Here is a 17645-nt window from a genome sequence, read left to right as displayed (position 1 = left end):
AGATGGCTACGGCTATCAGAAGTCAGCTTTTTCTCGTTCGGAGGCCAAGTGAATTAAGTTTTTCTTGCGCGCACTGCCACTGGCGCCCTGCTCATCGCTCGCTATCTGCCCTTGGCACCATCTTCGTCAGGGCCGCCGGATCTTCCTCACCCTCATTGAGGATGCCGTAGTCCGCCGGAAACAGCGCTGCCAGCGGTGGCGGATACTGAAAGGCGTGCAGCGGCTCCAGGTTTTCGCCAGCGTCGATCACGAACACCTCGATCAAGCGGCTGCGGCCGCCGTTCTCCTGGCCGGCCACATAGTAGTGAACGCGGTTTTGCCAGACGAAGTGCCCGCCGAAGTAAGGCCTGGAGACATCCGGCAGCCCGGCCAGATGCGTTTCGCAGAGCAGCACCGCTTCGCGCAGGTAGTTCCGGCTGGCCGTCTCATCGGGGGCAGACAGCCTGGCGATCATGCCCCTCCTGTCCTTGATCTTCTTGGCTGCCATAGCGTAGCGAGCAGGTTGAGCGCGTGGGCGCCAGGACACCCTACCGGCACATGGAGCGGTTCCGGCAACTCAGTGCCATGCGCTCCCCACCTGGATATAGAAGGCGTTCTGGCCCTTGCTGTGGGCCACGTCAAGACCGATCGAGACACCGAGCTTGCGCGCAATCATGTAGCGAAAGCCCGCACCGACGCTGTAGACGGTCGAGGCATCGGAAAAATCATGCCAGCGCCCGTATGCCTTGCCGACACCGGTGAAGCCCAGCAGCGACCAGCGCGGCGTCACGTCCCAACGCAGCTCCATTTCAGCCGCCAGCGCATTGCGGTCCTGGTAGCGCCCCTTCTGCACCCCGCGCAAGTCCACGAACGGCTGCGCGTAGAACGGCACGTCGCCGGTGGAAAAGCGCGTATCGGCGCGCAGCCCCAGGATCACGGTGCGCGCCAGCGGCAGCCAGGTGAAGCCGCGCGCGTTGTACATATTGAATGACTGCGTGCTGCCAAAGCCGCCGCGCGCAAACTGCGCCTCCAGCTCGGCATAGCTGCCGCGGCTGGGATAGAAGATGTTGTCGCGCGAGTCGTAGTCCACCACCAGCCCGGCCTTGCCGATGCGCTGGGTCTTGTCGAAGCTGCCGAGTTCACCCGCATCGCCAACCTTGAAGGTCGCGGTCGAATCGAAATACACGTAGCGCGGCCCCACGTACCAACGCGTATCGGCAACCCGCACGAGCAGTTGTTGCACCAATGCCACGCCTCTGAGTTCGTAGGCACGGGGCTGGTTCAGCAAGCCGAAGTAGTCCAGGTTTGCATTGACCTTGGCGATGCCCCCAAGATAACGGTAGCGGTCGCCGTCCCAGGTGTGGAAGTGCGCCACGCCGGCGCCCCAGGTGCCGTTTTCCGTATACGCACCGCCGATGGCAGTAATGTTCGGCGGTGCGGGCCCCTTTCCACTGGCCTTGGCGCTGGCCGCCGCATCCGCCATGGATTCGGAGAAAAACATCAGCCCCAGCCCGCCGCCGTAGCCAACGGCTGGTTCCGTGATAACGACCGGCACCGGCAGCGCGCCCTTGTGATTGAGCAGGAAGTCGCTCATGTCCAGCTTGCCGTCCTCAGGATCGAAGAACGACAGCGGTTTCTTTTCAGCCGGCGCTTCAGCCTGGCCGAAGGCGGCGCCGCACCAGAGCAAGGCCAGTGCGCCTAGCAGCGATGCAATGCGCTGGCTTGCCTGGGAGCGGGTCATCAGCAAGTTATGAAAGGTCCCTGTTTATGGCTACAGCGGGAACTGGATATTCAAGCCCATGAACACCTGGAATTTGGGCACCCCGACTCCCTCGTGCCCCACCGTCCATTGCGGCTCGGCAAACAGGTTGTAGGTTTCCTTGCCGATTTTCCAGATCTTGCCCGCGCCGATACCGAGGGGGATGTAATAATTCCCACGCTTGAGGTCGAAATTCCAGGTCGCGCTGCTGCGCAGGTACCAGCCTTGCGGCAGGTTATAGATCACGAACGGCTGCGCGGTCAGGTTATCCTGGGTAGGCCGGTCGCTTTCCCCGGCAAAGGAATGCTGCCAGGTCACGAGCCCGCCGATCATGCCCCATTTCTGCGGGGAGATTGCCACGCCAGCCAGGCCGGCTTGCCATTTCCCGGTGCCGGTCTGGTCGCGCGATGCCGTCGGGATGGTCAGCTGGGGCCCGATGCCCCATTCCACCCCCATCCCCTTGAGCAGGACCAGGTTGAACAGGTTCAGGTCGCCCAGCCCGGTCTTGCTGCCGTCCGGCGCCACGTTCGGCGTGGTCACGACCGGCATCGTAAACCGGACGATCTGCGGCAACCCGAACAGCTTGTGTGGAATGGTGCCGCGCAACAAGACGCTGTTGCCGTCCTCGTCGCCGAGTCCGTAATAGCGCCCCACATACTGGTCCTGCAGATTCAGGGTAATAGTCGGGCTAAGCGGATTGTTTGACGAATTCATGTCCTCTGTCGATGGCCCGGCCGCACTGGCAAGCAGCGGCAAGATCACCGCAACGCTACCCGCAGCTAGCCGTAGTTTCTGCATGACTGAATTCATTTCGAAAGGCCGCCCTGAACGAAATTGGTAACACCCGCCATTGAATATGGCGTTTCCATCATCGCAGAGCGTCTCAGGGCTTGTGAAGTAAATATTTACGATGCCGTGATGAAGATTTTCATCGGTTTGCGCGCTGGCAGTGACGGCGGTCTTTGCTGGTAGTATGCAATTTCGCAAAAATATAAGGGTTGGGCATTGCCTTACCGTGTGATTTCACTGTAGCTGGCGCTGGCAGGCATGCGCCAGGGTCCGGCATTCCGGCAAGCGCCGGGCCGGCCTTGCACTTCATATTCCGTGAATATGTCAAAGACCATCGCAAACCGGCTCGCCGTTGCTGCCCCCTTCCTCTTTGCCTGTGCAGGTGCGCACGCGACTGAAGGCGCCCTGGGGCGACCCGTGACCGGCACCAGCGTGCTTCCCAATGTAGGGGTCGTGTCGCCGGAGCCGGCGCTGATCGTAAACGTCGGCGAGATCTACCTGGATGGCTCGATCAGCGGCAGCCGCAGCGTGCCCATCGCGGGCAAGGCAGCGCTGGGCGTGGACGGCAAAGTCGCGTTCACCCTGGCAACGGTGATGAAAGTCTGGGACACCGACACCGGCCCCTGGAACTTTGCCTCCAGCTTCACGCTGCCCTATGTCTGGACCAAGGTGACCGCCAACCTCAGCGTGGGCGGGCTGGGGGGCAAGACGCAGGACACCGCATCGAACCTGTTCGACATTACCTTCGCACCGATCATCGCGGGCTACCATTTCTCGAAGACCGAGCACGTGGCGCTGAGCCTGAACGTGTGGGCGCCGACCGGCAAGTACGACCCCAACGCCCTGGCCAACCCCAGCCTGAACAACTGGACCTTCATTCCGCAGGTGGCCTACACCAAGCTGTTTCCCGAACAAGGGCTTGAGTTCGATGCCGTGGCCGGGATCCAGTTCTACACCCGCAACAACGCCACCGATTACCAGAACGCGCCGCTGTTCACGCTCGACACCATGCTGCTCAAGCGCTTTGCCAACGGTGCCGGCCTCGGGCTGATCGCGGGCACGACGCAGCAGCTCGGCGACGACAGCGGCCCGCTCGCCGACCGCCTGAACGGCTTCCGCGGACATGACTGGGCGGTGGGCCCGATCGTCACCTACGACACCAAGATCGGCGCCAAGAGTCTGCTCTCGCTTGGCCTGCGCTGGGTGCCGACCGTCGCCAGCAAGAACCGCCTGAAGAGTACGAACACATTCATGGGGACGGCGACTATCGTGTTCTGAGGCCTGTGCGTTCCCCCGCGGCAAGGCAGAATGCATGCCATGCACCCCTTTGGGCAAGTTGAAGTACGCACGCAATAGTGCCTGCCTTGATCACGCGCAAGCCCTCAACCTTTTCAAGCCTGCAAACTGGCATCCATGACCTCAGTTCCCTCCCCTTCAACCGGTGCCACCGGCACCAATGCCTCAACCAGTCAGCCCTCCCCACCGCCAACTCGCCGCCGTCCGGCTCCGGTGCCGCGCGGCCGCTTCGCGTGGCTCACCGGCACGCTCAGCTGGACGCTGCTGAGCGGCAGCACGCTGTTCTGGTGCGCGCTGCTGTTCCCGCTCGCGCTGCTCAAGCTGGTGCTGCCGTTTGCCGCCGTCAGGCGGCGCATCGATCCGATGCTCAACGGCATCGCCACCGCCTGGATCTCCGGCAACACCGGCTGGTTCGCGTGGATCCAGCGTGAGCCGTGGGACGTCCAGGGCAATGAGGGACTGCGCTATGCCGACTGGTACCTGGTCAACTGCAACCACCAGTCGTGGGCCGATATCTTCGTGCTGCAGCGCTCGCTGAACCGGCGCATCCCGCTGCTGAAGTTTTTCCTGAAGCAGCAGCTGATCTATGTGCCGGTGATCGGGCTGGCGTGGTGGGCGCTGGACTTTCCGTTCATGAAGCGCCACGGCAAGGCGCAGCTGCGGCGCAATCCGGCGTTGCGGCGCCAGGACCAGGAAACGGCCAAGCGCGCCTGCGCGAAGTTTTCGCTGGTGCCGACCAGCGTGATGGTATTTGCCGAAGGGACCCGCTTCACCGAGGCCAAGCGCGCGGCCCAGGACTCACCGTACCGCCATCTGCTCAAGCCCAAGGCCGGCGGGCTGGCGGTGGCGCTGAATGCGATGGGCAACAAGTTCCGCTCCCTGCTCGACGTCACCATCGTGTACCCGGAAGGCGCGCCAGGCTTCTGGGACCTGGCCTGCGGACGCGCCGGCCCGGTGCTGGTGCGCATGCGGCAGTTGCCGGTGCCGCCGGCCTTCTGCGAGGCCGACTACGGCAGCGACAAGGCCTTCCGCACGGAATTCCACAACTGGCTGGCACGCCAGTGGGAAGCCAAGGACGCCGAGATCGATGCGCTGACGCCGCCGCGCGAAGGCTGAAGCCCTGCTACCCGGGCAGCCGCTCGACTGCCCGCTTCCCCTGTCCCACCGCCGCGGTCAGCGAAGGGCTGCCGGCATTGTCGCTGTTGGCGATGCTGATATTGCCCACGCCGGCCAGCCCTGGCCACACCGCGTCGGGCGCCACGTTCTCAGCGGCCAGGCTGTCGGGCATATAGCTGTAGCCATGCGCCCAGCGGTTGACGGTGATGCCGCGGATCACGTCCTTCGAAGCAAAGCCCTTGTGCCCGAGCATGCGGTCAAGCTGCGCGCGGATGTCGCGCTCCAGCGTGTCGAACGGCGTGCCCAGCAGCAAGGCGCGGCCCGCGCGGAAGCGGTCGCGCGCCTGCATGCCGCTGTCAGGCACGGTCGGCACATAGAGCATGTGCAGCACGGCCGGATCGGAGGGCTGCCTGCCCGCCGGCGGCTCCAGCCACAGGTCGGTATAGGCCATGGCCGGCGCGTGGATGCGGCGCGTGCGCAGCGCGGCGAACGCCTGCCAGTGGTCGAGCGCCACCTTGGTGTAGACCAGCGGCGCCTTGGCCTCGTTGTGCAGCACCTCTTTCTGCTTGGCCGGCAGCGACGGCAGCAGGTACGGGATCATCATGTTGTAGCCGGCCAGCACCACGTGGCGCGCCTCGACGCGATGCAGGTTGCCGCTGAACCCGTAGGTCACGCGCGTGATATTGCCGTCGGGCTCGACCGCGATCGCGGTGCTGTTCAGGCGCAGGCGCACCGGCTGCCCGTCGCGGTCCAGCCGGCTGTAGTCGAACGCGGCCGACACCACATCGGCCGGCCGCGCGATCGACGCCGCGCCCGGGATCAGGCTCTGCACCAGCAGCCGTGCCAGCGAGGCATTGCCATCCGGAAACCACAGGCGCGATGCCGGCGACTTGCCAAGCCGCGCATTGCCCGCCGGCGCGGGCATGTTGGCGCCGGCAGGCAGGCCGATGGCAATGGCGTCGGCAACCGAAATCCCATCGGCATCGAGCGCATAGGCATCGTTGCTGCGGCTGCGCAGGAAGCGCTGCCCGGCCAGGCCGATGCCGGCCTTGTCACGCAGGAAGCTGGCGTAACGCATGGAGCGCAGCGCTGCCGCGCGCTCGGCCCCGGACAGCGCCGGCAGGTAATCAGTGGTGCCGGCGGCCAGCCGCGCCAGCGCAGCGCGGTCCGCGGCAGGCAAAGGCGTGTTGTCCAGGAAGCGCGACAGGGCAGCCGCATCCGGGGCACCGGCCTGCTGCCCGCTGCGGGAATCGATCAGCTCGCCGAACGGATCGCCAGCCACCCACTGGTCGCGCCCGAAATGCTCGGCATCGAAGAACACGGCGCGGCCCATGCCGAGCGCGGCATAGGGATCCGCAGGCACAGTGCCAGGCGGGCGCGTGGCATCGAGCCCGATCCCCGCCAGCAGTTCGCGCACCGCGGCGTCGCTGGCAGCGCCTGCCGGCATTTCTGCGCTGCCGCCATAGGTCACCAGCCGCTTGCCGCGCACCGTGAACTCGTTGCGCTTGGCATGGCCGCCGAAGTCGTCGTGGTTGTCCAGGATCAGGATGCGCCGGTTGGCGCCGAAACGGCGCCGGTAGAACCACGCCGCCGCCAGCCCGCTCAGGCCGCCGCCGACCACCACCAGGTCGAAAGCCTCGCGCGCCATTACGACCGGGTATTTCGCGCCCTCGCGCGCCAGGCTGTGCGCCAGCGTGTAGGTGCCGGCATGGTTGCCGCGCAGGCCGGTCAGCGCGGGCGGATACGCCACGCCTGCCCCGCCCTGCTGCGCGTGCAGCAACTGCACGGGCGCAAGGCCGGCGGCAATGGTCAGGGCGGTGCCGTTGAGGAAGTCTCTGCGCGTAATCGTCATCGGGTGCTCATCGGGATGCGTCGCCTGCCGCGGCCGGGTGCTGCGCGGCCAGCGCATTGCGCCGTGCCGCCACGGCGGCTTCCGGCACCGGCGCCGCGCGGTTGCCCCAGCTGCCGCGGATAAAGGTCAGCACATTGGCCAGTTCCTGGTCGTCCAGCGTCCAGCCATAGCCGGGCATGTGGTAATCCGCCGGCGCGGTGCCCACGCGCGCGGTCACGGCGCCGTCGAGCAGCAGGTTCACCAGCGAGGCCGGGTCGGGATCGGCCACGGTGGGGTTGCCGGCCAGCGGCGGGAACACGCGGGCAAAGCCCTTGCCGTCGGCGCCATGGCAAGGCATGCAGAACACCGCGTACTGGCGCGCACCGGGCACATCGAAGCGGCCCTGCCGCAGCTGCTGCGCGGTGGCGGCATCGTGCCGGAACGGCTTGTCCTCGCCGCGCGCGCCGGGCAGGGATTTCAGGTAGGCGGCCACGGCATCGAGGTCGGGCGCGCTCATGTACTGGGTGGCGGTGGAAATTACCGTGGACATCGGCCCGAACGAGGTCGCGTGCCCGTTGCGCCCGGTGCGCAGGAATTCGGCGATATCCGCGCGCGACCACGCGCCCAGGCCGGTGACCTGGTCGCCGGTCAGGTTGGTGGCGGACCAGCCCTCCACGCTCGCCCCGGACAGGAAATGGCGGCTGCGCTCGTCCAGCCCCTTCTCGGCGAACAGGTTGCCGCGCGGCGTATGGCAGGCGCCGCAGTGCGCCACCGCCTGCACCAGGTAGGCACCGCGGTTCCAGGCTGCGCCGCGCGCGGGGTCGGTGCGGACCGGGTCGTCATCGACGAACAGGACGTTCCACACCGCCAGCAGGCTGCGCACGCTGAACGGCCAGCGCATCTGCGGCGCGGGATTGTGCTGGGTGACCGGCGCCACCTCGGCACGCAGGTAGGCGTACAGCGCCGCCACGTCCTCGGCGCGCATGCGCGCGTACGAGGGATACGGCATCGCCGGATAGAGCCGCTTGCCGTCGCGCGCCACGCCGTGGCGCAAGGCGCGGTCGAACTCGGCCAGGGTATAGGCGCCGATGCCGCTGCCGGTATCGGGCGTGATATTGGTCGAATGGATCGTGCCGACCGCCGTGCGGATCGGCAGGCCGCCGGCGAAAGGCTTGCCGCCTGCGCTGGTATGGCAGGCGGCGCAGTTGGCGATGCGCGCCAGGTAGCGGCCGCGTTCGATCTGTTGCGTGTCGGTGGCGGCCAGCGCCATGCCCATGGTCAGCAGCACCGCCAGCGTCAGGCTGGCCAGCTTGCGCAGCGCGCGGGATGTGGCGATATCAAGTCCTTGGGGCAAGAGAAGCATGGGGGCAGTCAGTTCACGCAGCCGACACCGCCCAGTTTGCCGCCAGCACCAGGCACACCACCAGCCCCGCGGCCACGGCTACGCCGGTCAGGATCAGCGGCACCGGGCGCAAGGTGTCCAGGTCGCGCTGGTGCTCCTGCCCCTGGCGCAGGCCAAAGAAGCCCCACAGCACGGTCCGCAACAGCCTCAACGGGTTCATGGCATCTCCTTGCACAACGCCTTTGTGTACGAGATGCCGATTATGGGCTGTGCGCGCCATCCATAACAGCATCAGATACCAGGAAAATCTACGTATCAGTTTGCCTGGCGGGGAGATAATGCGCTGACCCGCCAAGCCCCCGCCAAGCCGCCATGAAACGCTACGAAGCCCTTGCCGAAACCCTGGCCGCCGATATCCGCAATGGCAGCCTGCCGCCGGGCACGCGCCTGCCGTCGATCCGCAAGACCGTGGCCCAGTATGGCGTCAGCCCCTCGACCGCGTTCCAGGCCTATTACCGGCTGGAAGAGCGCGGACTGGTGCGGGCGCGCGAGCGCTCCGGCTACTACGTGGCGGGACCGGCGCGGCGCGAGCTGCCCCAGCCGCAGGCGCGGCCGTCGCGCCAGGTGTCGACGCAGGTGGACATCTCCAAGCTGGTGTTCGCCGTGCTGGAAGGCGCGCGCGACCGCGAGCTGGTGCAGTTCGGCTCGGCCTTTCCGTCGCCCGAGCTGTTCCCGTGGGAGCGGCTGGGCAAGTCGCTGGCGCGCGCCGGCCGCGCGCTCGACCCGTGGTACTCGGTCAACGACCTGCCGCCGGGCAATGCCGCGCTGCGCCGCCAGATCGCACTGCGCTACCTGGGCGCGGGCGCGCCGCAGCCGGCCGAGGACCTGATCGTCACCAACGGCGCGCTCGAGGCGCTCAACCTGTGCCTGATGGCGGTGACGCAGCCGGGCGACGTGGTGGCAATCGAATCGCCCGGCTTCTATGCCTCGCTGCAGGCGCTGGAGCGGCTGCGGCTCAAGGCCGTGGAGATCCCGGTCGACCCCGCCGAAGGCATCGACCTGGGCGCGCTCGACACCGCACTGTCACGGCACCCGGTCAAGGCGTGCTGGTTCATGACGCAGTTCCAGAATCCGCTCGGCGCCAGCATGTCGGAAGACAAGAAGAAGGCGCTGGTGGCCTTGCTGGCGCGCCACCAGGTGCCGCTGATCGAGGACGATGTCTATGGCGAGCTCTACTTCGGCAACCGCTGCCCGCTGCCGGCCAAGGCCTTCGACACGCAGGGGCTGGTGATGCACTGCAGCTCGTTCTCGAAGACGCTGGCGCCGGGCTTCCGCATCGGCTGGGTGGCGCCGGGCCGCTTTGGCGAGGCCATCCAGCGGCTCAAGCTGATGACCACGCTGTCGGCCGGCGTGCCCACGCAGGTGGCGCTGGCCGAATACCTGCAGCACGGCGGCTACGACAAGCACCTGCGCAAGCTGCGCCACATGCTGGAGACGCAGCAGGGCCGCATGATCGATGCCATCGGCCAGCATTTCCCGGAAGACGTGTGCGTGTCACGGCCGGAGGGCGGGTATTTCCTGTGGGTCGAGTTTGCGCCGGGCTTCGATGCGCTGGCGCTGCACCATGCCGCGCTCGACGCCGGCATCGGCATTGCGCCGGGTCCGATCTTCTCCGCGCGGCAGGGCTACCGCAACTGCATCCGGCTCAACTACGGGCACCTGTGGAGCGACGAGGCCGAGGCCGCCGTCGCCACCCTCGGGCGGCTGATCGCGCAGCAAGGCAGCTAGCGCGCATCGCGATGGCGGCGCAGCGCCCACTCCAGGGTTTCGAACGCGGCCTGCACCACCAGTGCCAGCACCGCTGCCGGGATCGCGCCCGCGAGCAGCAGCGTGGTGTCGTTGAGCGCCAGCCCGGTGGCAATGCGCTCGCCGAAACCACCGGCGCCGACAAAGGCCGCGATGGTCGCAGTGCCCACGCTGATGATGGCCGCGGTCTTGATGCCCGCCAGCAGCACCGGCAAGGCCAGCGGCAGCTCCACGTAGCGCAGCACCTGCCCGCCGCGCAGCCCGAGCGCACGCGCCGCGTCGCGCATACCCTGCGGCACCTGTTCCAGCCCGGTCGCGGTATTGCGCACGATCGGCAGCAAGGCATAGAGAAACAGCGCCACCATGGCCGGCCAGACGCCGATGCGGCCCAGCAGCGGAATCAGCATCGCCAACAGCGCCAGCGACGGCACCGTCTGCAGCACGCTGACCACGCCAAGCACCGCCTGTCCGGTGCGGCGCCGCCGCGCCGCCAGCATCCCCAGCGGCACGCCGACCAGCGTGGCGGCACCGACCGCCCCCGCCACCAGGCCGACATGGCGCCGCGCCAGGCGCGTGGTGTCGGGCCCGAACAGCGCGGCAAACAGCCGGCCGCGCGGCCCGGCACCGTCATGCGCTGCCTTTTGCCCCGCAGTGCCGGCCAGGAACGCGCGCGCGATCGCGTCGAATGACTGGCCATCGATCTCCGCCGCCGCATTCATGGCGATCATGTCGTCGGCGCTGACGCGCCCGGCCAGCCGCTCCAATGCCTGCCAGGCCTGCGGGAAGCGCTGCGGAACGTCGAGGCGGTAGACCACTACCGCGTCGTAGCGCGGGAAGTAATGCCGGTCGTCCTCCAGCACGCGCAGCTTGTACTTGCGGATCTTGGCGTCGGTGGAATAGATGTCGATGGCATCGACCTGTCCCGCGGCCAAGGCCTCGTAGGCGACGCCGTGATCCAGCCCGAGCGGGCGTTGCGGCAGCCCATAGCGGCTGGCCAGCCCCGGCCAGCCGTCGGCGCGCCCCAGGAACTCGTGGGACAGGCCGAGCCTGAACTGCGGCTGCGCGGCGAGGTCGCTCAGCCGGCGCAGCGCGCCGGCGCGGGCATCGGACACGGCCAGCGCGTAGGTGTTCTCGAAACCAAGCGGAATTGCCGCGCCCAGCCCCATCGGCGCCAGTGCCCGCTGGATGGCATCGAGGCCGGCCCCGGGGGGCTGCTTGAGGATTTCGGCGGCGAGCGTGCCGGTGTAGTCGGGATAGAGGTCGATGCTGCCGGCCTTCAGCGCCTCGAAGACGATCGCGGTATTGCCCAGCCCTGGCTGGTGCTGCGCGGCGCCGGGCGGCCCCGCGGCCTGGGTCAGCAGTTCGCCAAGGATGTACGACTCGGTGAAGCGCTTGGAGCCGATGCGCAGCGGATCTGCCGCGCGCGCCGGCATCGCGCCCGCGAGTGCGGCAGCCAGCACCCACGCCACTGCCCGCCACAGCGCGCGCCCTGTTCTCCCGATCTCCCGACTGCCGTGGATCCAAGCCAAAACGTCTGTCCCGATATGGGGCCGGTGTGCGCCCGGCATCGCTACATCATAGCTGCCGCATGTCCTTATCCCGAAATTGTATTTGCCATTTGCATGATGAAGGCGTCAGAATCCGGATTACACATACATTAATCCCGAGACCCGGCCCGCCATGGAAATCCGGCAACTGGAAGCCTTCGCCGCAGTCGTCACCACCGGCAGCGTCACCGCCGCCGGGCGCCTGCTCGGCCGCTCGCAGCCGGCCATCACGCGGCTGATCCAGGAGCTGGAGGCCGAGCTGGGCTTTGCCCTGTTCACCCGCAGCGGCCCGCGCGTCAGCCCGACCGAGCAAGGCTTCCTGCTCTATGACGAAGTCGAGCAGACGCTGGCCGGCATGCAGCAGATCCGCACCCGCGCCGCGGCGCTGGCGCGCGGCGATGGCCGGCCCCTGCGCATTGCCGCGACCCCAGCGCTGGCGGCCGGCCTGCTGCCGCCGGCGCTGGCGCTGGCCTTTGAGCGCGGGCTGTGCGCGCCGGAACGTGTCGCGGTGCAGAGTGTGTCGCCCGAACAGGTGGTGCACGCGGTGCTGACCGGCGCCGCCGACATCGGCCTGAACAGCCTGCCGCTGGAACACCGCGGCGTGACCGTGCACTGGATCGGCCAGTCCGCATGCGTCGCAGCCGTGCGTGCTGACGACACACTGGCCGCGCAGCCTGCGATCGCGCTGCAGGACTGCCGCCGGCGCCGCATCGTCACCATGCAGAACCCGTACCGGCTGCGCCGCCGCGTCGACCGGGCCCTGGCTGGCGCCGGCGTGCCCAAAGCGGGCGTGATCGACACCAACACCTCGATCAGCGCGCTGACCCTGGTGCGCGCCGGGCTGGGCATCGCCGTGCTGGAGCCGGTGACCGCCCGCGGCCTGCCGCTGGCCGATATCGCCGTGCGGCCCATCGATGCCGATATCCCTTTCTACTTCGGCGTGATCACGCCACAGGCCCGCCCGGCCAGCACGGCGGTGCTGGGGCTGGTGCAGGCCGTGGCCGACGCCGCCGCCGCGCTGTTGCCCGACCTGGTGCGGCGCGATCCCGCCGAACACGGCGCGCTGCTGCAATCGCTCTATGGCAATGCCAGCGACGACGCTGACACGCTCACGCAAGATGCCGGACTTCCAAGCCATGACTGACCTATCCGCTCCCGCCCTTACCCCCGCCGCCGGCCTGGCCGCGCTTGAAGCGCGCCTGCGCCGGGACCTGTCCTGGCTGGACCTGCCCGCCAAGGCCTGGACCATGCCGCGCAGCCACGATGGCCAGGACGTGCTCGACGCCGCCGTCATCGGCGGCGGCATGGCGGGACTCGCAGCCTGCGCCACGCTGACGCACCTGGGCATCCGCGTGCGCGCCTTTGACCGCGCCCCGGCGGGCTTCGAAGGCCCGTGGGCCACCACCGCGCGCATGGAGACGCTGCGCTCGCCCAAGCAGCTGACCGGCCCCGCGCTGGGCCTGCCGGCCCTGACCTTCCGCGCCTGGTTCGAGGCGCAGTTCGGCGAGGCCGCCTGGCAAACGCTGGACAAGATCCCGCGCCTGCAATGGATGGACTACCTGCGCTGGTACCGAGAGGTGCTGGCGCTGGATATCCGCAACCAGCACCAGGTCGATGCCATCATGCCGCGCGCGGACGGCCTGGTGGCACTGTCGATGCAGACCCCGGACGGCCCGCACACCGTGCTGGCGCGCCGCGTGGTGCTGGCCACCGGCCGTGACGGCCTGGGCGGTGCCTACGTGCCGCCGGTCGCGGACACGCTGCCGCGCCACCTGTGGGCGCATTCTTCGGACGAGATGGACTACGCCAAGCTGCGCGGCAAGCGCGTGGGCGTGGTCGGCGCAGGCGCCTCGGGCATGGACAGCGCCGCGACCGCGCTGGAGGCGGGCGCCGCCAGCGTCGAAATGCTGATCCGCCGCCCGGACATTCCGCGCGTCAACAAGAGCAAGGGCGCCGGCAATCCGGGCCTGACTTTCGGCCACTACGGGCTGTCCGATGCCTGGAAATGGCGGCTGCGCCATTACATCAACACCCAGCAGGTGCCGCCGCCGCGCGGCAGCACGCTGCGCGTGTCGCGCCATGCCAATGCCTACTTCAACCTGGGCGCAGCGCTGGAAGCGATCGAGGCGCAAGGCGATGTCCTGTACGTGCAGACACCGCAGGGCACGTTCGAGCTGGACTTCCTGATCTTCTCGACGGGCTTTCGCATCGCGCTGGAAACACGGCCGGAGTTCGCCGCCTTCGCCCCGCATATCCGCTTCTGGCGCGACCGCCATGCGCCGCCCGCGGGCCAGGAAGACCGCGAGTTGTCCGATTCTCCCGATCTCGGCGCAGCCTTCGAATTCCAGGAGAAGACGCCCGGCGCCTGCCCCGGCGTCACGCGCATCCACTGCTTCTGCTATCCGGCGGCGCTGTCGCATGGCACCGTGTCCGGCGACATCCCGGCGATCAGCGACGGCGCACGCCGGCTCGGCCAGGGCATTGCCGCGCTGCTGTACCAGGAAGACGTTGAGCTGCACTACGCCGCGCTGCAGGCCTATGCCGAACCCGAAGTCTTCGGCGACGAATGGGTGCCGGCCCCGCCGCCGGCGCTGCGCACCGCCAAGGCCTGAATCCCACCCGACCTGAACCTAGAGAGTCCGATGACCCAGCCCCCGACTTCCACGGTCGACCTGATCGACCAGCTCACCGGCCTCGCGCCGGGTAGCGCCACGCACGCGCTGCGCCACCAGCGCAACAAGGTCGTGGCCGCCACGCAAGGCAGCTACGACGCCCTGTTCGACCCCGCCCTGCCTGGCCTGTCGCTGGCAGAGCGCCTGCTGGTTGCGCTGTACGCGGCACGCCTGACGCCGTCGACGGCACTGGCCGCACACTATCGCGCGCGCCTTGAGCAAGCCGGCGCAGATGCCAGCCAGGTCCGCGCCGCGGCCGAAGGCCAGCCGGAGGATATTGCCGACACGCGCCTGCGCGCCATGCTGGAGTTCACCCGCAAGCTGATCGAAAAGCCCGTTGAGGGCGACAAGGCCGCGCTGCAGGCCCTGCCCGCCGCCGGCCTGAGCACCCCGGCAGTGGTCACGCTGGCGCAACTGGTCGCCTTCCTGTCGTACCAGGTCCGGCTGGTGGCCGGCCTGGATGCGCTGAAAGCACTGAACGACAACGCCGCAGGAGCCCAGGCATGAGCGAGATCATCAAATCCCACGGCTTCACTAATGAAGTCCTCGACTGGAAGGCCTGGCTGGACGTGGTCGAACTCGACCAGGCCACGCCCGAGCAGGTCGCCGTACTCGAAGAGAGCCATCCCAAGGCCAAGGTCCAGGATTACTACCGCTTCCTGGTGCACCAGCCCGAAATCCTGCGCCAGCGCTCCACCGCCTTCAACGCCATCATGTACGCCCCCGGCGGCATGCCGCGCGCCGAACGCGAGCTCTCCACCACGGTGGTGTCGCGCATCAATGGCTGCGTCTACTGCGCATCGGTCCATGCCCAGCGCTTCGAACAACTGGCCAAGCGCAACGACGTGATCCGCCAGGTGTTCGACGATCCCCATACCGCCGGCACGACTGCGCGCGAGCGGGCAATCGCGAAGTTCTCGATCGAACTGACCGAGCGGCCCGCCGAAGTCACTGCCGACCAACTCAAGCCGTTGCGGGAAGCGGGCGTCACGGATGCGGAAATCCTGGACCTGATCCACTCGATCGCCATCTTTGCCTGGGCGAACCGGCTGATGCTGAACCTGGGCGAGCCGGTGTTTCCGGAGCAATCCGGGGAGTAAGCCGTCAGGCGCCAGCCGCAATGCGCGCGGGCGCTCAGCCCGCGCCGTGATGCACCGCCAGCCAGACACTGGGCTGGCTGGCATCGGTCCACGCCACCCGGTGGCGGCAGTGGGCCGGAAGGTGCAGCCAGTCACCCGGCTTCATGGGATGCTGGCCGGACTGGCCTTCGATCTCGATGGCGGCGCTGCCGCTGACCAGCAGCACCCATTCCGCCTCTGCACTGTCGTACCAGAAGCCCTCAGGACTGGTCTGCCCGTTGGAGACGATGCGCTCGATCCGCAGCCCGGGCCGTTCCAGCAGCGGCTGGAAGAGTTCCTGCACCGCGCCGGCCGGGACGTCCGCCAGCAGGTTTCCGTGTTCAGGCTGCATGCTGCCTCCGGGAAGTCGTGGTTGCCGAACCCGTCAGTTGCCCGGCCCCGGCGCCAGTACGTCGCGCGCGCCGTTGCGGCCCATCGGCGACACCAATCCAGCTACCTCCATCTGCTCGATCAGGCGTGCCGCGCGGTTGTAGCCGATGCGCAACTGGCGCTGCACGGCGGAGATCGATGCACGGCGGCTGGTCAGCACAAAGCTGGCGGCTTCGTCGTAGAGCGGGTCGGCCTCGCCCTCGCCGCCGCCGTCACCGAACAGGTCGGTGCTGCCGGCCTCGGCCGGGTCGCCGGCGAGGATGGTTTCATCGTAGTCCGGTTCGCCGAATTGCTTCCAGTGCTCCACCACGCGGTGCACTTCGTCGTCGGCAACAAAGGCGCCATGCACGCGCTGCGGGTAGCCGGTGCCGGGCGGCAGGAACAGCATGTCGCCCTGGCCGAGCAGGCTCTCGGCGCCCATCTGGTCGAGGATGGTGCGCGAATCGATCTTGGACGAGACCTGGAACGCCACGCGCGTCGGGATATTGGCCTTGATCAGGCCGGTGATCACGTCCACCGAGGGGCGCTGCGTGGCCAGGATCAGGTGGATGCCGGCGGCGCGCGCCTTCTGTGCCAGGCGCGCGATCAGTTCTTCGATCTTCTTGCCGGCGACCATCATCAGGTCGGCCAGTTCGTCGATCACCACCACGATCATCGGCAGGCGCGACAGTGGCTCGGGCGCGTCCGGCGTCAGCGAGAACGGGTTCGGCACTTTGCGCTCGGCGGCCTCCGCGGCGCGGATCTTCTGGTTGTAGCCGGCCAGGTTGCGCACGCCCAGCGCGGACATCAGCTTGTAGCGCTTTTCCATCTCGCCGACGCACCAGTTGAGCGCGTGCGCGGCCTGCTTCATGTCGGTGACCACCGGCGCCAGCAGGTGGGGGATGCCTTCGTAGACCGACAGCTCCAGCATCTTGGGGTCGATCATGATCATGCGCACATCTTCGGGCGTGGCCTTGTACAGCATCGACAGGATCATGGCGTTGACCGCCACCGACTTGCCCGAGCCGGTGGTGCCGGCCACCAGCAGGTGCGGCGCGCGGGCCAGGTCGGTCACCACCGGATTGCCGGTGATGTCCTTGCCCATGGCCAGCACCAGCCGCGAATGGTGGGCCTGGAACGAGGCCGCGTTGACGATCTCCGACAGCCGGATCATCTGCCGGCGCGCATTGGGCAGCTCCAGCCCCATGCAGGTCTTGCCGGGAATGGTCTCGACCACGCGGATCGAGGTCACGCCCAGCGCGCGCGCCAGGTCCTTCATCAGCCCGACCACCTGGGCGCCGCGCACGCCCATGGCGGGCTCGACCTCGAAGCGGGTGATCACCGGGCCGGCACCGGCGCCAACCACGGCCACTGGCACCTTGAACTCGGCCAGCCGCTGGGCGATCAGCTCGCCGGTTTCGCGCAGGCGCTCTTCCGATACCTGTTCGGCGCTGTCGACGCCGGTCTCCAGCAGTTCGGCCGGTGGCAGGCGGTAGTCGACGACGGGGCGCGGCGGCGGCGCGACCGGCACCGGCACGGGCACAGGCTGGGCGGCAGCGAGCGGCACGGTGCGGCCGACCACGGCGGGCAGCACGATGCGCGGCTTGGCGGCCGGGGTCGGCGCCTGGTTCAGTGCAGGTGTCTCAGCAGGCTCAGGGACCTCCGGGGCTTCCGTCGCTTCAGGTGCTTCTGCTGTTCCAGCAGGCTCGGCCGCATCCGCTTCCGCGTCCTCGGCGATCAGGCCATTGCCGTCCATCAATCCGCCGGGTTCGTTGTCCTCCGCGGGTGCCGGGATGCTGGCATCGAGAGCGCTGCTCTCTTCCATCGCGGAGCTTGCCACGGCCTGGGCTACGGCCTCGGCACCGGTGACATCCAGTTCGGGCTCGGCAGCTGCCAGCGCTTCGGATTCCCCAATGACAACGGCGTGATCTCCGCTCTCGGCTTCGGCTTCGGCTTCGGCTTCGGCTTCGGCTTCGGCTTCGGCTTCGGCTTCGGCTTCGGCTTCGGCTTCGGCTTCGGCT

Annotated in this window: 16 protein-coding genes; 7 read left to right on the top strand and 9 right to left on the bottom strand. The window is 68.1% G+C overall.

The annotated features are described in order from the left end of the window. Positions 1-91: 91 nt before the first annotated feature. From AC3WLF_RS26215 to AC3WLF_RS26205, 3 genes are all read right to left on the bottom strand, one after another. Positions 92-487, bottom strand: a complete 396-nt coding sequence (locus tag AC3WLF_RS26215; RefSeq protein ID WP_492320207.1) for a hypothetical protein — start codon at positions 485-487, stop codon at positions 92-94. A gap of 69 nt (positions 488-556) precedes the next feature. After that, positions 557-1720, bottom strand: coding sequence for a BamA/TamA family outer membrane protein (locus AC3WLF_RS26210; RefSeq protein ID WP_492352337.1), 1164 nt, complete (start codon positions 1718-1720; stop codon positions 557-559). Between the two features lie 30 nt (positions 1721-1750). Then, positions 1751-2536, bottom strand: a complete 786-nt coding sequence (locus AC3WLF_RS26205; protein ID WP_492357253.1) for a hypothetical protein — start codon at positions 2534-2536, stop codon at positions 1751-1753. A 312-nt stretch (positions 2537-2848) separates the two neighbouring features. Here AC3WLF_RS26205 and AC3WLF_RS26200 point away from each other — a divergent pair, with 312 nt between their 5' ends. Both AC3WLF_RS26200 and yihG read left to right on the top strand, forming a co-directional pair. Further along, positions 2849-3805, top strand: coding sequence for a SphA family protein (locus tag AC3WLF_RS26200; protein ID WP_492320204.1), 957 nt, complete (start codon positions 2849-2851; stop codon positions 3803-3805). Positions 3806-4036: 231 nt separating this feature from the next. After that, positions 4037-4939: a 1-acylglycerol-3-phosphate O-acyltransferase, YihG family gene (gene yihG / locus AC3WLF_RS26195; protein WP_492320265.1), complete on the top strand. Its 903-nt coding sequence runs from the start codon at positions 4037-4039 to the stop codon at positions 4937-4939. A 7-nt stretch (positions 4940-4946) separates the two neighbouring features. Here the strand turns inward: yihG and AC3WLF_RS26190 are convergent, their stop codons facing one another. From AC3WLF_RS26190 to AC3WLF_RS26180, 3 genes are read right to left on the bottom strand one after another with little or no spacing between them, the layout of a single operon-like run. After that, entirely contained in the window at positions 4947-6791 is a 1845-nt protein-coding gene (locus AC3WLF_RS26190; RefSeq protein ID WP_492320203.1) for an NAD(P)/FAD-dependent oxidoreductase, read from the bottom strand. A 7-nt stretch (positions 6792-6798) separates the two neighbouring features. Next, entirely contained in the window at positions 6799-8133 is a 1335-nt protein-coding gene (locus AC3WLF_RS26185) for a c-type cytochrome (RefSeq protein WP_492359027.1), read from the bottom strand. Between the two features lie 13 nt (positions 8134-8146). After that, entirely contained in the window at positions 8147-8332 is a 186-nt protein-coding gene (locus AC3WLF_RS26180) for a DUF2970 domain-containing protein (RefSeq protein WP_010811552.1), read from the bottom strand. A 152-nt stretch (positions 8333-8484) separates the two neighbouring features. Here AC3WLF_RS26180 and AC3WLF_RS26175 point away from each other — a divergent pair, with 152 nt between their 5' ends. After that, on the top strand, positions 8485-9900 hold the full coding sequence (locus AC3WLF_RS26175) for an aminotransferase-like domain-containing protein (RefSeq protein ID WP_492320201.1): 1416 nt from the start codon (positions 8485-8487) through the stop codon (positions 9898-9900). Here AC3WLF_RS26175 and AC3WLF_RS26170 read toward each other — a convergent pair. Then, positions 9897-11351 carry a glycine betaine ABC transporter substrate-binding protein gene (locus AC3WLF_RS26170; RefSeq protein ID WP_492359047.1) on the bottom strand — a complete coding sequence of 485 codons (1455 nt, stop codon included), beginning with the start codon at positions 11349-11351 and terminating at the stop codon, positions 9897-9899. The two genes, AC3WLF_RS26175 and AC3WLF_RS26170, sit on opposite strands and share 4 nt — an antisense overlap. 247 nt (positions 11352-11598) lie before the next feature. On the opposite strand from AC3WLF_RS26170, the gene AC3WLF_RS26165 reads away from it, so the two are divergent. From AC3WLF_RS26165 to AC3WLF_RS26150, 4 genes are read left to right on the top strand one after another with little or no spacing between them, the layout of a single operon-like run. Beyond that, positions 11599-12609 (top strand): LysR family transcriptional regulator, encoded by a 1011-nt coding sequence (locus AC3WLF_RS26165; protein WP_492352344.1) that lies wholly within the window; start codon positions 11599-11601, stop codon positions 12607-12609. After that, the gene (locus tag AC3WLF_RS26160) at positions 12602-14077 is read left to right on the top strand and encodes an FAD-dependent oxidoreductase (RefSeq protein WP_492359026.1); all 1476 of its coding nucleotides are present in this window, start codon (positions 12602-12604) and stop codon (positions 14075-14077) included. Before AC3WLF_RS26165 ends, AC3WLF_RS26160 begins: the two co-directional genes overlap by 8 nt. A 30-nt stretch (positions 14078-14107) precedes the next feature. Beyond that, positions 14108-14644: a CMD domain protein gene (locus AC3WLF_RS26155; protein ID WP_492320198.1), complete on the top strand. Its 537-nt coding sequence runs from the start codon at positions 14108-14110 to the stop codon at positions 14642-14644. Continuing rightward, on the top strand, positions 14641-15237 hold the full coding sequence (locus AC3WLF_RS26150) for a peroxidase-related enzyme (protein ID WP_492359025.1): 597 nt from the start codon (positions 14641-14643) through the stop codon (positions 15235-15237). The genes AC3WLF_RS26155 and AC3WLF_RS26150 overlap by 4 nt, the downstream gene beginning before the upstream one ends. Before the next feature lie 34 nt (positions 15238-15271). Here AC3WLF_RS26150 and AC3WLF_RS26145 read toward each other — a convergent pair whose 3' ends face one another. Together AC3WLF_RS26145 and AC3WLF_RS26140 are read right to left on the bottom strand one after the other, a co-directional pair. Then, positions 15272-15607, bottom strand: a complete 336-nt coding sequence (locus tag AC3WLF_RS26145) for a cupin domain-containing protein (RefSeq protein ID WP_492359024.1) — start codon at positions 15605-15607, stop codon at positions 15272-15274. Between the two features lie 33 nt (positions 15608-15640). Beyond that, a partial coding sequence (locus tag AC3WLF_RS26140) for a DNA translocase FtsK (RefSeq protein WP_492359023.1) occupies positions 15641-17645 on the bottom strand: 2005 nt, incomplete at its 5' end.

The sequence above is a fragment of the Cupriavidus sp. FW306-01-F10A genome (assembly GCF_058782785.1).
This window is presented reverse-complemented; position numbering and strand designations above follow the sequence as displayed.

Coding starts and splice junctions, on each gene's coding strand:
- AC3WLF_RS26200 (WP_492320204.1), top strand. CDS start 2,849: ATGTCAAAGACCATCGCAAACCGGCTCGCCGTTGCTGCCCCCTTCCTC.
- AC3WLF_RS26185 (WP_492359027.1), bottom strand. CDS start 8,133: ATGCTTCTCTTGCCCCAAGGACTTGATATCGCCACATCCCGCGCGCTG.
- AC3WLF_RS26215 (WP_492320207.1), bottom strand. CDS start 487: ATGGCAGCCAAGAAGATCAAGGACAGGAGGGGCATGATCGCCAGGCTG.
- AC3WLF_RS26160 (WP_492359026.1), top strand. CDS start 12,602: ATGACTGACCTATCCGCTCCCGCCCTTACCCCCGCCGCCGGCCTGGCC.
- AC3WLF_RS26175 (WP_492320201.1), top strand. CDS start 8,485: ATGAAACGCTACGAAGCCCTTGCCGAAACCCTGGCCGCCGATATCCGC.
- AC3WLF_RS26170 (WP_492359047.1), bottom strand. CDS start 11,351: ATGCCGGCGCGCGCGGCAGATCCGCTGCGCATCGGCTCCAAGCGCTTC.
- AC3WLF_RS26145 (WP_492359024.1), bottom strand. CDS start 15,607: ATGCAGCCTGAACACGGAAACCTGCTGGCGGACGTCCCGGCCGGCGCG.
- AC3WLF_RS26155 (WP_492320198.1), top strand. CDS start 14,108: ATGACCCAGCCCCCGACTTCCACGGTCGACCTGATCGACCAGCTCACC.
- AC3WLF_RS26210 (WP_492352337.1), bottom strand. CDS start 1,720: ATGACCCGCTCCCAGGCAAGCCAGCGCATTGCATCGCTGCTAGGCGCA.
- AC3WLF_RS26150 (WP_492359025.1), top strand. CDS start 14,641: ATGAGCGAGATCATCAAATCCCACGGCTTCACTAATGAAGTCCTCGAC.
- AC3WLF_RS26190 (WP_492320203.1), bottom strand. CDS start 6,791: ATGACGATTACGCGCAGAGACTTCCTCAACGGCACCGCCCTGACCATT.
- AC3WLF_RS26205 (WP_492357253.1), bottom strand. CDS start 2,536: ATGCAGAAACTACGGCTAGCTGCGGGTAGCGTTGCGGTGATCTTGCCG.
- AC3WLF_RS26165 (WP_492352344.1), top strand. CDS start 11,599: ATGGAAATCCGGCAACTGGAAGCCTTCGCCGCAGTCGTCACCACCGGC.
- AC3WLF_RS26180 (WP_010811552.1), bottom strand. CDS start 8,332: ATGAACCCGTTGAGGCTGTTGCGGACCGTGCTGTGGGGCTTCTTTGGC.